Below are 13,468 nucleotides of genomic sequence, written 5' to 3'. Positions count from 1 at the left end.
GACTTGCCCCCGGCTGATGGATACAGAAAACTTTCGCGTTCTGATACTAGACTGTGAAAACACGCTACAACGCACGCATCCTTCCAGGAGAAATGTCATGAGCACTCTATTGATTGGCGCAAGCGGGAGAACGGGTCGGCTAGTAGCCGAAAAATTGCATGCCTCCGCCATCCCGTTCCGTCCGTTGATACGCAACGCGGCAAAAAGCGATGCTTTCGAGCGGTTCGGCGTGCGACCGCTCATTGCCGACCTGTCTGGCGATTTCTCGCATGTATTCAACGGTATCCATACTGTCATTTATGCCGCCGGCTCGGCTGAAACCGAGGGCGCGGAGCACGAACGCCTGATCGACCGCGACTCGATCATCAAGTCGGTCGATTACGCAAAGCAAAGCGGCGCAGGCCTTTTTGTCGTTATCAGTGCATTGCTTGCGTACGCGCCGGAACGCTCGCCGCAAGCACTGCAACACTACGCGCAAATGAAACGCGAATCGGACGACTACGTGATTGCTAGCGGGCTGGATTACCTTGTGCTACGCCCCGGCACGCTCACAATGGAGCCGGGGGTCGGAACCATCCAGGTCGTGTCGGATGTCGACTCTGCGGGCGACCCGGTGGCGCGTGAAGATGTGGCCGAAGTCCTTCTCGATGCGCTCAAGGCGCGCCTGGTGAACAAGGTAATTGGTTTTGTAGGTGGAGACGTGCCTATTGGAGATGCGTTAGCGCGCGTGTAGCTCTGCGACCCGATCACGGCATCAAATCCGCTTTCTCGAACGCTTACCGCTGCACGTCAACTGACTGCTCCGTTGCATGCCCGGTGACAAGCACTCGATTACGCTTCCGTAACGTGCGTGCGTCAAGCCAGAGAAACTGGTGCGAGTGACATCACCTGGAAGATGCGCTGAAATAAGCGAAGATCACCTATTGCAGGCGTGACATCCTTTTAGCGCGCAGACGAACGTACACTGGGATCAGCAATTCCCGTTGAAGCCACGCCCCTCACCATCCACCACGCGCATTTTTCGGTCGTACCGACATCCTTCCAGCACGCGCGAGTGATGATTGGCTCGTCATCTTTATACCCGTCGCCAGATGGACCACGCTACTAACTGGGCGGTAGCCCTATATCGAGCACAATGAATACCACTCTCATCTACCGTAGCCCTAACGGTGATCGCTGGCTGCTGTGCTCTGGAGAACAGCAGGCGCCGTTCGTCCGACATGTGGCCAACGCCCCGTCGGGCGGAGCTGTATCTGATGTTTCCGTCGACGCGTTTCTCAACACGACCGGCAACGGGTATCGAGGACCGCAGCAAGACGCGCTACATGAGTTGCTCTCTGCAGGAACGCTGGCATCCAGCGCGCCAGTTCCAGAGCGACAGGTGCAGTCGGACGTCCAGGCAGACTCTTTGTTGCTTAGCGTCGTCCAGGTCCGAACCTTTGTGCGAACGCGCCGACTTACCGGCGCAAGTGGATTCCTTTTCGCGCGGGGAGATCGCCTCTTCCTGGTAACGAGCCGCCACGTGATGGCTGACACGCCCAGTCAGCATTTTCCCGATCGCCTTGAGATGGAAATGCATGTTGACCCCACCAATCTGGGCGCGTCAGCGTGGATTTCCTTGCCTCTTTACGTCGAGGGGATGAGTCTGTGGCGTCAGGCAGCCGATACGGGCGGCGAGATCGACGTCGCTCTTCTGGAAATTCCGCGCGCACAACTACCCCGCGGCGCCGTCTTCCGTGCTTTCGGTCCCGAACACATTGTGACGTCTGGAGATTCCGTCCCGATCGGCGCATCGGTACTGATCGTCGGTTTTCCCCTGAGTTTTCACGACTCGTTGCATCACTTACCGGTCGTCAGGCACGGCGTGGTCGCTTCCACCTTCGGCCTGCGTTTCCAGGGTAAGGGATGTTTCATAACCGACGCACGGACCCATCGAGGGACCAGTGGTGCACCCGTGGTGATCCGCCGCTCATCGAATCGAACGGGCGCACAGCGCGATGACCTCTCCTGGGGGCTTCTCGGCGTTCATTCGACCGCATTCGACATGGGAACGCGTGACCTGCACGTCGACGAAAGCCTTGGCTTGAACTGTGCATGGTACGCCGACGTCCTGACGACCCTCAGCGAGGATTGCGGAAAAACCTGATCGGCTTCTACGCCGGATTCACAACCGACGCCCGCCCATCGACCTTGACTTTCCAGGCACGAAGCGCGTTGCAATCGGCCGGCACCTCGATCTTCGCGAAGTGCGCAAACAGCAGCCCGGCCCAGACGGTGATGTCCGCCATCGAAAACGCATCGCCCGCGACGTAAGGCTGGGCTTCAAGCACGCTATCGAAATAGCGCATGCCCGCAACGGCCCTTTCGCCCTGAAGCGTCCCCCACTCGGCGCGAGACGTCCACTGCGGATGTTTGAATTCGCGCAGCGCATCGCCCAACCCATCTGTCGCATGATGAAAGTAAATGCCGACGGGGTCGATAAGCTCCGACTCCGCGCGCTTTTGCATCATGTGAATCACACCCTTGTCGCGTGCTGTCTTGCCCGTGAGGATCGGGTTGCCGTCCAGATTGTCGAGATACTCGGTAATCGCCGTACATTCGGCGATTCGCGTGCCATCGTCGAGTTCGAGCACCGGCACCGTACCTGTCGGATTGATCTTCAAAAACGCGGCCTGTTTGTGTTCCGCCGCAGGCAGATCGACCTTGATGAACTCGACCTGAGAAGCGAGCTGCTTCTCCGCCAGCACGATGCGAATGCGCAATGGGTTCGGAAACCCGGGGATGTCATAGATTTTCATACCTGATCCTTGATCGAAGTTAACTTACCAACCGCTAAGTAAGTGCGAACGAATCGTAGAGAGGATCGAGGTATCGTGTCAAGACTTACTTATCGATAAGTAAGCTTACCGATCAGTTGGTAAGCAATCTGCTATGATTGCGCGCATGGATACTCCCGACACGAAAAGTCGCATCCTTGCGGTTGCGCGCCGCATGGTGCAGGCGCACGGATACAACGCGCTCAGCATTCGCGAGGTGGCGAACGAAGTCGGCATCAAGGGCCCCGCCGTTCACCATCACTACCCGACCAAGGGCGACCTCGGCGCGGCGCTCGCGCGGCAGTACAGCGACGACGCGGTCGCCTTTCTGGACGGATTGTTAGAGGAGCACAGGAGCGAGCGCGCGACTTTCGACCACTACATCAAGGTGTTTCGAGCCGCCCTCGAAAACGACAACCGTATGTGCCTGAGCGGCATCATGGCTGCCGAGCATCACGATCTTCCCGAGGAGGTCAAGGTCGAGGTGCAGCGATTCATGGATATCAACGTCGAATGGCTGACTCGCCTGCTTTCGCTCGACGCCGGGCGAAAGGACAAGAAAGCAAACAAGGCCCGCGCGATGGCCATCTTCGCGGCAATCGAAGGGGCGCAGCTGATTGCGCGCGGCCGCTCCGACATTCGGGTTTTCGATGAAACGCTGCGGGCGTATCGAACGCACGGACTGATTCCCTGACGCTCCAGGCGCAGGCGTTTCAGACGCACGCTGCGTCGACATGAATCAGAGAAAAACGGCATGCCGTAGCACGCCGGCCATGTGTCGTACGAGAACAAGCTTCGAAGCAGCGAGTCGCTATGGCGTTCGACGGATTCAACGCGAGACGGTGCGTGGATCGGCGTCGCCGGCATGCTGCCGATGGCTGGGCAACCTTCCCGTTAAACCTTGCCGGCCCGCACGTCGAAGGCGCCGCCCGTGAGCACCTGATCACGCAACGTCACCGGCTTCTTGCCGGGCAACAGCGGGAACACCAGCTCCGCAAAACGGATCGACTCTTCGAGATGCGGATAGCCCGACAGCACGAAGCTATCGGCGCCCGCATCGACGTATTCCTGAAGCCGCGCCGCGACGGTCTGCGCGTCGCCCACGAGGGCCGTGCCTGCGCCGCCGCGCACGAGGCCGACGCCCGCCCACAGGTTGGGACTGATCTCCAGCTTGTCGCGGCGTCCGCCGTGCAACTCGGCCATGCGGCGCTGCCCCACCGAGTCCATCCGCGCGTAGTTTTCCTGGGCGCGGCGGATGTCCTCGTCATCGAGCTTGCTGATCAGGCGGTCCGCTTCGGCCCATGCTTCGTCATTGGTTTCGCGCACGATCACATGCAGCCGGACACCGAGCCGAAGCTTGCGGCCATACGCCGCCGCGCGCCGCTGGACATCGGCGAACTTTTCGGCAACCGCGGCGGGCGGCTCGCCCCAGGTCAGATACGCATCGACGTGTTTGGCGGCGAGCTCGTGCGCGGCTGGCGAAGAACCGCCGAAGTACAGCGGCGGATGCGGCTGCTGCGCGGGCGGATGAAAGTTGCGCGCCTGCTCGACGTGAACGTATTTGCCCTTGAAGTCCACCGTCTCGCCCGCGAGCAGATCGCGCCAGACACCGAGAAACTCGTCGGCGGCCGCGTAGCGTTCGTCGTGGGTGTAGAACACGCCGTCGGCGGCGAGTTCGGTCGCATCGCCGCCCGGCACGACGTTGAGCAGCAGACGCCCGTGCAAGGCCTGATCGAGCGTCGCCGCCTGACGTGCGGCCGCCGTCGGGCCGCTGATCGACGTACGCAGCGCGACCAGCAGCTTGATGCGCTGCGTGACGGGAATCAGGCTTGCCGCCGTGACCCAGGGGTCCTGGCAACTGCTGCCCGTGGGAATCAACAGGCCGTCATAGCCCAGATCTTCCGCCGTGACGGCGATCTGACGCATGTATTCGTTGGTCGGCGGCCGGCCGAAATCGGATTTGCCGAGATAGCGGGTATCGCCCGAGGTCGGCAGAAACCAGAAGATATCCAGACTCATGAATGCTCCTTCGGCATGTACGCGGCGCCACGCGTGCGTATGGTCACACCCCGCGCGATGCAGGCGCATCCCCAGGGTAATCGCATATTGGATCAGTACCGTCGAGCCAGGCCTACTATCGAATCCGGAAATGCTTATGAGGAGATGTGCTTTGGGAATGGCGCCGCGAAACGTCCGGTACGTAATCGTCTTTATCCATTGGCAGCAATCGCGCTCCGCGTCGCCACACGGCCCCGTTCGCTCGGCGCATGCGCGAGAGACTGAAGCGTTCGCTGCGTGTCGCCAGTAATACCGCTATGTGTCAGTCTTCGCCGCGCCAGGCCGTGAGCCGCCGCTCCGCAACCACCACGGCCTGATTGAACGCGAGTCCCAGCACCGCGAGCGTGACGAGGCCCGCATACATCTTCGGAATTTCGAAGGTGAATTGCGAGTAGTTCACGAGGTAGCCGAGTCCGGCCTTCGCCCCAACCATTTCTGCCGCAATCAGCACCAGAATCGAATACGCGCCCGCCACGCGGATACCCGTGAACACGGCGGGCACAGAAGCGGGCAGCACGACTTTCAGAAACAGCTGCGATCAGGCTCGCGCCAAGGAGCGCCGCGACGCGGCGTCCCATGTGAAAGACACGACGCTTCATTGAACAGGTTCCGTAGTGAAAAGTGCGAGAAGAGCGTTGCGTGACGTATCGCGTTCAGGCGTGCTCAGAACACGCCATCGTGTTCCAGCGTGATGCGGTGAATGCGCCGCCGCGCCGATCCATAGTCGCGGGCGGCGTAGTGCTGCACCTGCCGGTTGTCCCAGATCGCGACATCGCCCGCGCGCCATTCGAAACGCGCCTGCACTTCGGGCGTCTTGATCAGGTCGTAGAGGTAATTGAGCAGGCTCTGGCTTGCCGTCTTCGAGACGCCCAGCACATGGCTCGTATGGCCTTCGTTGACGAACACGAGCTTGCGGCCGTTTTCCGGGTGCGTCTTGATGACGGGCACTTCGATGGGCGGGTATTTCTGCGCGGCGTCGCGCACGCGCGCCAGCCCTGCTTCGACGCTGTCTTCCTGCGTGCCCTCCGGAACGTCATAGCCACTCAGCAGTTCCGACAACGCGCTCTTTTTCGGCGATGCGATGAACGTGTTCACCGCCGTCAGCTTTTCGAAGTAGCGGGCCAGATCGGGGTCCAGCAAATCGTAGACTGCCGCCGACGAGGACCAGATCGTGTCGCCGCCGCCCCCTTCGGGAATTTCCTGTGCACGGAGCACGGTGGCCTTGGGCGGTTGAGGCTGCCACGACACGTCGACATGCCAGTTGTCCGTGCCGCCCGAGCGCGTCTTGTCGCTATGAGCAATGACTTCGATTTCTGGAAACCCTGCCACGGCAGGCAAATAAATGTTCTTGCGGATCGGATTGCCGAAGATGCGCGCGAGCGCCACGTGCTGCTCGGGCGTGAGCGTCTGTTCACGAAAAAAGATCACACCGTGATCGACAAGCGCCTGACGCAATGCCTGACGGTTATCGTCGGAGAGCGGTTTCGACAGATCGACGTTCTCGATGACTGCGCCGATCAACGGCTTGTAGCGGCGCACCCGCAATTCCTGGTGGTCATCGACGTGCGATTGCGGCTGCTCCAGCACTGTGCTCATGACGATCTCCGTTGTCGAGAGTGGAAAGTGACCGTCATCAAATCATCGTGGCGTGGCGCAATACAACCAACCAATTCGCACACCTTGTTCATCGATACCGTGCGTAGCTTCGATGAAACGCTCATTTTCGATGCGGCGCGCGACTGCCTATATTCGAAGGTTTTGCCGGCAATGGCGCTAACCGCGCCATCTGAATTGATTTGACGCTGCATATGACCCGCATCTGCGTTCATGAGACTCTAGTTTGTCGCGTTCGGCGCGGTTCTCCGTTTTGAACGCGGCGACCTTTTTTCTCACTCACCTACGGGGTTGATATGGACCGCATCGATTCAGTCGTTTTGAAGCAAAATACGGGTTATACGTTGCTCGAAGAGGGCTTTAGTTCGGGCACGGTAAAGAAAACGGAAAGGCTGCCGTTTACGATAAGGGTGGTAAGTAACCGCATGGAACTCGACATGGCCGTCGAGATGCGCCGCGCGGCGTATCGGCGGCATTTGCCGGAATTCGCCGAGACCATGAGCGTCGAAGCGCTGGATGGCGCGCCCGGCACGGTCGTGCTACTCGCGCAATCGCGGCTGGACGGCGGCCCGCTCGGCACCATGCGGGTCCAGACGAACGCCTTCGCTCCGCTCGCCGTCGAACAATCGGTCCATCTGCCGGACTGGCTGAGCCAGGCGCGCCTCGCCGAGGCAACCCGGCTCGGCGTCGCGCGCGGCGCGATCGGGCGGATGGTGAAGGTGGCGCTGTGCAAGGCGTATTACATGTTTTGCGCGCAGAACGCGGTCGACTGGATGTTAATTACCGCTCGTTCGCCGCTCGATCGGGAATACGAGGCGATGCTCTTCGAAGATGTGTACGGCCAGAATGAATTCCTGCCGATGTCGCACGTCGGCGGGTTGCCGCATCGGGTCATGGCAAAGCCGGTTGCACTGGTCCGCCAGCGCTGGGCGAAGGTCAACCATCCGTTCTTCGGGTTCTTTTTCGAAACGGATCACGTCGACATCGACGTCAGTGTCGCAGCGCTGCGCGGCGAAGCCGGCCCCGGCATCGAGCGCGGCAGCGTGCCGGACAGCGCCCCGGAATACCTGAGGTCGTTGAGCGAAGCGTAAGGCAGGTAGAGCAAGGTGTCCGCCCGAAGTCATTCGGGCGGACCACAAGAGGGGGGACGTCGGCGCAATCGTGTTTTCGCTGCCGACCGCCGGAGCATTGCAATGAAATCGGGAATGAAGTCACTGGGGAACCGCAGCAGATGACAAGCGTTAAGTGGGCGTTTCGGGACCGACTGACCGGCTGGGCTTTCCTGCGCTTCTCTGTATACGTAGCGCCATTTGTCATTGCGCTTGGCACTGTTGCCGTCCTGCTCTGGGCGCCGCGCCAATTCGATACGACGGGGACGGTTCCGCTGAGCTTCTCCGTGATCGCTGATCCGTCGGCGACGCTGTCGCCCGCTGCCGCTGTCGAACGCCTGCGCAGCGGCCCGCACACCACCCGTTTCAGTACCCATCTGGCGGAAACGCCGTTCTGGTTCATGTTCACCGCGCCCGCCATGGGGGGCGACGACGCCACTTTCGTCGATCTTCCGTCGCGGCACGCGCAAACGATTTCCTGCTGGCGCGCGGGCCCCGTCGCCACGCTGCTCGGTGCGGGCGACCGCCACGGCACGAGCGGCGCGATGCGCGACAACAAGGCCGGTTTTGCGCTGAAGCTCGACGGGCACACGCCCGATGCACAGATACTGTGCCGGGGCACGTTTTCGGGGCCCGCCTATATCAGCGCCTCGGCGTCGAGCCTCGACAAGCTCGAGGAAACGACGCTCGACTTTTACCAGAGCGCAGCGCTGATCACGGGCGGCCTGCTGACGCTCGCCATCTTCGTGTTCGTGACGGCCATCATCAACCGCGAATGGACGTACGTCATTTTTGCCGCCTGGCTCGTCGGCAATCTGCGGTTGAGCGCCAACGCGATGGGCTTTGACACCGAATGGCTGGGCCGGATCGTCCCGCCTGACCATATCGAGTTTTTGCGGGAGTTCACGTTCGCGGCCTACTACGTGCTGACCACGACACTGTTCGTGGAACTGTTTCGGCGCGAACTGAAAGCGATCGGTCTGCGCTGGAGCCTGCAGGCCGTGCGGTACGGCGGCTGCGTGCTGATGGCCGCTGCGTTCCTGCTGAGTTACAGGCACTTCATTCCCGTGCTGTGGGCGACGGCCAGTTTCTGCATCCTGGTGCTGACCTACTTCCTCGTGCAGTTGTTCTTCAAGGCGCGCTCGCGCACGGTGCTCTGGTATGTCGCGTCGATGGCCATCGTGCTGGTCGCGACGCTGTCGGAAGTGCTCGCCGCCGCGTTCGGCGTGAAAGCGCTGGCGGGCACGCACAGCCCCGTCGTGACGGCGCTGTCGTCGAGCATGCTGTGTGCGTTCGCGATTGCGGAACGGATGCGCGAAGAACGCGAGCGCCGCCGCCAGATGCAGGTCGAACTGCGCAACACCTATGACGTCACGCCGATCGGCCTCTTCACGCTGAACGGAGCAAGCTGCTTCGTCCGCGCCAATCCGGCGCTGCACGCCATGCTCGGTCTGAATGACGAACAGGACGGCACGCGCCGCTGGGGCGACTATTTCGCGCCGGGCGCCGAGCACGCCCTTGGCGAATTGCTGGGACGCGACGACTCGGCGTCGATCGAAATCGACGGCGCAGCGGGCACGAAGACGGACTCGCGGCGCTACTCCTTGCGGGCGATCCGCGCGAACGGCTTTATCGAAGGCTCGCTCGAGGACGTGACGGACCGCTCGAAAGCGGTCGAGCGGCTGCACTTCCTCGCCGAACACGACCCGCTGACGGGTCTCCTGAACCGTCGCGGCGTCGAGCATGCCATCGACCGGCAATGCGGCGAAAGCGCCCCATGGGCACTCGCGTATCTCGATCTCGACCGCTTCAAGGTGTTCAACGACCTGTTCGGACACGGAACGGGCGACGAAATCCTGCGGCATGTCGCTGCGCGCCTCGTCGAGCGTCTCGGCGCCCATATCCCTATCGGGCGCATTGGCGGCGACGAGTTCGTGTGCGTGCTCGCGAACATGCCGATCGACGACGCCATCGTGCGTTGCCGCGAACTCGTCACGGCGTTGAACGCCGCGCCGTTTCATGTCGACACGCGAGCGTTCCAGGTGCGGGGATCGATCGGTGTCGTCGAGTGCTCGCAAGGCGAACGCGCGCTGGACGCCCTCGCCTATGCGGACCGTGCGTGCCGCGCCGCGAAACGCGGCGGTAATGCGCGGCTCGTGGCGCTGCGCAAGGGCGCGCCCGCCTTCGAGGAGCGCGCCGCCGAAATCAACCTGATCGAGGCGCTGGGACAAAGCCGCCTGCCCGACGGGCTGTTCCTCGTGATGCAACCGATCATGTCGATGCACACGCCGACCGAAGCGCTCGACTTCGAGATACTGCTGCGCATGCGCACGCCGGACGGCGCAGTGGCGACGGCTGCGAAACTGATCGCCGCCGCCGAAGACTCGGGCACGATCGTGGAGATCGACCGCTGGGTGCTCACGACGACGCTCGCATGGCTCAGCGAGAACCGCGCGTCGCTCTCCACCACGCGCTTCGTGTGCGTGAACCTGAGCGGCGGTTCGCTCAACGACGAACATTTCCTCGACGAGTTGTTCGCGCTGTTCTCGCGTCATGCGGACATCGTCCATTACCTGTGCATCGAAATTACCGAAAGCGTCGCGCTGCACGATCTCGAACATACGGAACGCTTCATCGCGCGCGTGCACGACATGGGTGCAAAGATCGCCATCGACGATTTCGGCGCGGGGCAGACCTCGTTGCGTTACCTGAAGAAACTGTCGGCCGATGCATTGAAGATCGACGGCGAGTTCGTACGCACGATGTGCAACCATCCCGCCGATATCGCGATCGTCGAGGCGATCATTACGCTCGCGCGCAATCTGGGCATGCGCAGCATCGCGGAGTGGGTCGAAGACTTCCAGACCCTGCGCGCGCTGGAGGAACTGGGCGTCGACTACGTGCAGGGCTTCGGGATCGCGAAACCGCAAGAAGCCAGTGACATTCTCGCGGCCTCCTCAGCCGCGAGCTTCGTGACGAACGGCGAGCTCGCGCGGTATCTGAAAGAACAGCAGACCACGCATCGGGGCGCTGACGATCAGCGACTGGAGCGTGAAAACGCGGTGTGAGGCGGTGACGGCCGCGTGTCGCTGCGCGGCATCGGGTGGCGGCCGGAAAATGCGGGCTTCAGATCAGCAACCTATCCGCCAGCGCCGCTTTCACCGAATGTTGGTCGGCACGCTGCTTGTCGAGAACCCGAACCATCATCATCAAAAGATGATTGACGGGCGTGGCGATGCCGAGCGCCGCGCCGCGGCCCACGATATGCCCATTCAGATGGTCGATTTCGCTGGGCCGGTGTGTCGCGACGTCATGTGCCGTCGATGAATACTGGCCCGCCGGAATTGTCGCCATGATTCTTGCTACCGTCGCGTCCACGTCCCTGGAGATGTTCACGCCGTCCGCGCCGGCAACCGCAAGGCATTCCGCGACGATATCGCGCATTGCCTGGTTCACCGCTATCCCGCCTCGCTGACAAAGCTCGCCGAAAGGCAATTGAACGAGTGCCGAAATCGCGTTGTACGCGCAGTTCAAAACGAGCTTTTCCCAGAGCGCGCCGCGTACGTTCGCGGATACCGAAGTCGATATCTCCGCGTCATTCAGGGCGCGAGCGAGACGCTCGCCGGAACTGCCCGGCTCGATGATCAGTTCGCCGCGTCCGTGATGTCGCACGTGGCCCGGTCCGCCCATCTCGCTTCCGACGTAGACGACGGCAGCCAGTACTTCGCACTCGACCAGGGTGCGGACCCGTTCAGCGTTATCGACGCCGTTTTGTAGCGTGACGATAACGGCAGACGCCGAAAGGTAGGGCTTCATCGCCTCCACCGCGGCTTGCGTATCGGGCGACTTGACGCAAAGCAGGATCGTGTCTGCGCCCGCCACACCCGAAGCATCCGTGCATGCCCGTACGTCGATGAATTCGTCGAAAGCGCGCGACTCGAGGCGCAGTCCCGTTCGCACGATGGCTGAAACATGATTCTGCCTGCCGATCAACGTCACTTCATGCCCGGCTCTGGCAAGCATGCCGCCGTAGAAACAGCCCACTGCGCCTGCGCCCATCACTGCAACTTTCATTTAGCCCTCTCACTTTTGACACCGTCGGTGAATGCGCGCCTGATGTGCCAAACCATCAAGGAACGCTATCTACCGATAACACCTGGCCGCGTCGACTATTCCTTGCGCCCGCGCGTGAATCAGCGGGGTTCGACATGTTCGACAAAATCGCGGCGCCCGATGCCATTAGATGAACGGAACTTGTCTCCCATATTTCTCAGGGGTGTCGAAATGTATCCGCGTTTTTTTGCCATCGCCAGCGACGAGGCGTCGCTGCTGCGGCCCGCGGCGCGAAGCGCACGGAGCGTCTCTGAAAGTTCGCTTGAAGCGTCGAACGTCGATTCCGGGCTGGCAAGCGGCGCTCGCCAGCCTCGGCAGATCATCGAGTCGGGGTGACGGCCGTCATCCGGCAAATCTCACACCACAGCCGCGACACCCAGCGTCAGTAACAATGCCGTGACGGAGATGATCGTTTCGCAAACCGTCCACGTCTTGAAGGTCTGCGGCACGCTCATGCCGAAGTACTCCTTCACGAGCCAGAAGCCTCCGTCGTTGACGTGCGACAGGATCAGCGAGCCCGCGCCCGTTGCCAGCACCAGCAGTTCGGGGCGCACGCCCGTCGCCGTCGATGCGGCCGCTGCCGCGATCGGCGCGATGATGCCCGCTGCCGTCGCCATCGCGACCGTCGCCGAACCCGTTGCAACGCGAATCAGCGCCGCCACCAGCCATGCGAGGATCAGCAGCGGCACATGCGCGCCCGTCGCGACATCGACGATCGCCTTCGACGCGCCGCTGTCGATCAGAATGCGCCCGAAGCCCGCACCCGCGCCCACCACCAGCGTGATGCTCGCGGTCGGCGCGAGACACTCGTTGGTGAACTTCAGGATTTGCTCGCGCCCGAAGCCGCGTGTCGTGCCGAACGTGTAGAAGCTCAGCAGCACGGCCAGCAGCAGCGCCATGTCGGGATGGCCAATCAGATGCAGCACGTCGTTGGCCGTGGTCTTCGCGGGCACGATCAGGTCGGCCCAGCTACCGACCAGCATCAGCAAGACCGGCAACAGCACCGTCAACAGCGTGATGCCGAACCCCGGCAAGGCCTGGTTGGCACGCCTCGCATCCTGCTCGATGAACTGTTGCGCCATCGGATTCACGCCGTCCAGTACCACGACGCGCGCAATCAGCTTTGAAAACAGCGGACCGGCAATGGCCGCAGTCGGAATGCCGACGATCAGCGCGTAGAAGATCGTGTGACCGATATCCGCGCCATACGCGGTGACGGCCAGCAGTGCGGCCGGGTGCGGCGGAATCAGCCCGTGCACGACGGACAGACCCGCGACCATCGGAATGCCGACGCGGATCATCGAGGTGCCTGTGCGCTGCGCAACGTTGAACGCAATCGGGATCAGCAGCACGAAGCCCACTTCGAAGAACACGGGCAGGCCGACCAGGAACGCGATGCACATCATCGCCCAGTGCACGTTCTTCGGTCCGAACAGGTCGATCAGCGTGCGCGCGATACGCTCGGCGCCGCCCGACTCGGCCATCATCTTGCCGAGCATCGTGCCGAGGCCGACCACGATTGCGATATGCCCGAGCGTGCCGCCGACGCCCGTTTCGAACGACTTGAGAATCGACGTCATCGGCATGCCGACGGACAGCGCGAGCGCGACCGACACCACCATCAGCGTGATGAACGGATTCAGTTTGAAGCGTGCGATCAGCACGACGAGTGCGACGATCGCGATCAATGCGTAGACGAGTAGCAGACTGCCGGTGACGGTCGCCATGTTTGCTCCTGATAAAGGTGATCGGCAACAG

At 61.9% G+C, this 13,468-nt stretch carries 12 protein-coding genes and 1 pseudogene; 7 read left to right on the top strand and 6 right to left on the bottom strand.

The annotated features are described in order from the left end of the window. Positions 1 to 97 precede the first annotated feature (97 nt). Together C2L66_RS33420 and C2L66_RS33415 are read left to right on the top strand one after the other, a co-directional pair. Positions 98 to 733 carry an SDR family oxidoreductase gene (locus C2L66_RS33420; RefSeq protein ID WP_060607895.1) on the top strand — a complete coding sequence of 212 codons (636 nt, stop codon included), beginning with the start codon at positions 98 to 100 and terminating at the stop codon, positions 731 to 733. Between the two features lie 402 nt (positions 734 to 1,135). Continuing rightward, a complete protein-coding gene (locus tag C2L66_RS33415; RefSeq protein ID WP_082670487.1) occupies positions 1,136 to 2,146 on the top strand; it encodes a trypsin-like peptidase domain-containing protein in 1,011 nt (336 codons plus the stop codon). Positions 2,147 to 2,153: 7 nt separating this feature from the next. On the opposite strand, the gene C2L66_RS33410 is transcribed toward C2L66_RS33415, so the two are convergent. Further along, positions 2,154 to 2,798: a glutathione S-transferase family protein gene (locus C2L66_RS33410; protein WP_060607892.1), complete on the bottom strand. Its 645-nt coding sequence runs from the start codon at positions 2,796 to 2,798 to the stop codon at positions 2,154 to 2,156. Between the two features lie 133 nt (positions 2,799 to 2,931). Here C2L66_RS33410 and C2L66_RS33405 point away from each other — a divergent pair, with 133 nt between their 5' ends. Continuing rightward, the gene (locus C2L66_RS33405; protein ID WP_054932084.1) at positions 2,932 to 3,510 is read left to right on the top strand and encodes a TetR/AcrR family transcriptional regulator; all 579 of its coding nucleotides are present in this window, start codon (positions 2,932 to 2,934) and stop codon (positions 3,508 to 3,510) included. 200 nt (positions 3,511 to 3,710) lie between these two features. Here the strand turns inward: C2L66_RS33405 and ssuD are convergent, their stop codons facing one another. The 3 genes and pseudogenes from ssuD to C2L66_RS33390 form a co-directional block, all read right to left on the bottom strand. Continuing rightward, on the bottom strand, positions 3,711 to 4,835 hold the full coding sequence (gene ssuD / locus C2L66_RS33400; RefSeq protein WP_060610395.1) for an FMNH2-dependent alkanesulfonate monooxygenase: 1,125 nt from the start codon (positions 4,833 to 4,835) through the stop codon (positions 3,711 to 3,713). Between the two features lie 301 nt (positions 4,836 to 5,136). After that, positions 5,137 to 5,409: pseudogene (locus C2L66_RS33395) on the bottom strand (ABC transporter permease); the annotation flags it as partial. Between the two features lie 128 nt (positions 5,410 to 5,537). Further along, a complete protein-coding gene (locus C2L66_RS33390) occupies positions 5,538 to 6,470 on the bottom strand; it encodes a TauD/TfdA dioxygenase family protein (RefSeq protein WP_060607889.1) in 933 nt (310 codons plus the stop codon). A 27-nt stretch (positions 6,471 to 6,497) separates the two neighbouring features. On the opposite strand from C2L66_RS33390, the gene C2L66_RS40980 reads away from it, so the two are divergent. The 3 genes from C2L66_RS40980 (at position 6,498) to C2L66_RS33380 (ending at position 10,665) form a co-directional block, all read left to right on the top strand. Continuing rightward, entirely contained in the window at positions 6,498 to 6,674 is a 177-nt protein-coding gene (locus C2L66_RS40980; RefSeq protein ID WP_156516767.1) for a hypothetical protein, read from the top strand. Between the two features lie 239 nt (positions 6,675 to 6,913). After that, complete coding sequence (locus tag C2L66_RS33385) at positions 6,914 to 7,579, top strand: N-acyl amino acid synthase FeeM domain-containing protein (protein ID WP_233445094.1); 666 nt, start codon at positions 6,914 to 6,916, stop codon at positions 7,577 to 7,579. A 140-nt stretch (positions 7,580 to 7,719) separates the two neighbouring features. Further along, positions 7,720 to 10,665: a putative bifunctional diguanylate cyclase/phosphodiesterase gene (locus C2L66_RS33380; protein ID WP_060607877.1), complete on the top strand. Its 2,946-nt coding sequence runs from the start codon at positions 7,720 to 7,722 to the stop codon at positions 10,663 to 10,665. A gap of 58 nt (positions 10,666 to 10,723) precedes the next feature. On the opposite strand, the gene C2L66_RS33375 is transcribed toward C2L66_RS33380, so the two are convergent. Further along, positions 10,724 to 11,671, bottom strand: coding sequence for a ketopantoate reductase family protein (locus C2L66_RS33375; RefSeq protein WP_060607874.1), 948 nt, complete (start codon positions 11,669 to 11,671; stop codon positions 10,724 to 10,726). Positions 11,672 to 11,881: 210 nt separating this feature from the next. Between C2L66_RS33375 and C2L66_RS40975 the strand changes: the two genes are divergently transcribed. Beyond that, positions 11,882 to 12,046: a hypothetical protein gene (locus tag C2L66_RS40975; RefSeq protein ID WP_158512187.1), complete on the top strand. Its 165-nt coding sequence runs from the start codon at positions 11,882 to 11,884 to the stop codon at positions 12,044 to 12,046. Positions 12,047 to 12,066: 20 nt separating this feature from the next. On the opposite strand, the gene C2L66_RS33370 is transcribed toward C2L66_RS40975, so the two are convergent. Beyond that, a complete protein-coding gene (locus tag C2L66_RS33370) occupies positions 12,067 to 13,437 on the bottom strand; it encodes a GntT/GntP/DsdX family permease (protein WP_060607872.1) in 1,371 nt (456 codons plus the stop codon). Positions 13,438 to 13,468 lie beyond the last annotated feature (31 nt).

It is taken from the genome of Paraburkholderia caribensis (genome assembly GCF_002902945.1).
In the GTDB taxonomy this organism is placed as follows: domain Bacteria; phylum Pseudomonadota; class Gammaproteobacteria; order Burkholderiales; family Burkholderiaceae; genus Paraburkholderia; species Paraburkholderia caribensis.
This window is presented reverse-complemented; position numbering and strand designations above follow the sequence as displayed.

Coding starts and splice junctions, on each gene's coding strand:
- C2L66_RS33385 (WP_233445094.1), top strand. CDS start 6,914: ATGGAACTCGACATGGCCGTCGAGATGCGCCGCGCGGCGTATCGGCGG.
- C2L66_RS40975 (WP_158512187.1), top strand. CDS start 11,882: ATGTATCCGCGTTTTTTTGCCATCGCCAGCGACGAGGCGTCGCTGCTG.
- ssuD (WP_060610395.1), bottom strand. CDS start 4,835: ATGAGTCTGGATATCTTCTGGTTTCTGCCGACCTCGGGCGATACCCGC.
- C2L66_RS33415 (WP_082670487.1), top strand. CDS start 1,136: ATGAATACCACTCTCATCTACCGTAGCCCTAACGGTGATCGCTGGCTG.
- C2L66_RS33390 (WP_060607889.1), bottom strand. CDS start 6,470: ATGAGCACAGTGCTGGAGCAGCCGCAATCGCACGTCGATGACCACCAG.
- C2L66_RS33380 (WP_060607877.1), top strand. CDS start 7,720: ATGACAAGCGTTAAGTGGGCGTTTCGGGACCGACTGACCGGCTGGGCT.
- C2L66_RS33375 (WP_060607874.1), bottom strand. CDS start 11,671: ATGAAAGTTGCAGTGATGGGCGCAGGCGCAGTGGGCTGTTTCTACGGC.
- C2L66_RS33370 (WP_060607872.1), bottom strand. CDS start 13,437: ATGGCGACCGTCACCGGCAGTCTGCTACTCGTCTACGCATTGATCGCG.
- C2L66_RS33410 (WP_060607892.1), bottom strand. CDS start 2,798: ATGAAAATCTATGACATCCCCGGGTTTCCGAACCCATTGCGCATTCGC.
- C2L66_RS33420 (WP_060607895.1), top strand. CDS start 98: ATGAGCACTCTATTGATTGGCGCAAGCGGGAGAACGGGTCGGCTAGTA.
- C2L66_RS33405 (WP_054932084.1), top strand. CDS start 2,932: ATGATTGCGCGCATGGATACTCCCGACACGAAAAGTCGCATCCTTGCG.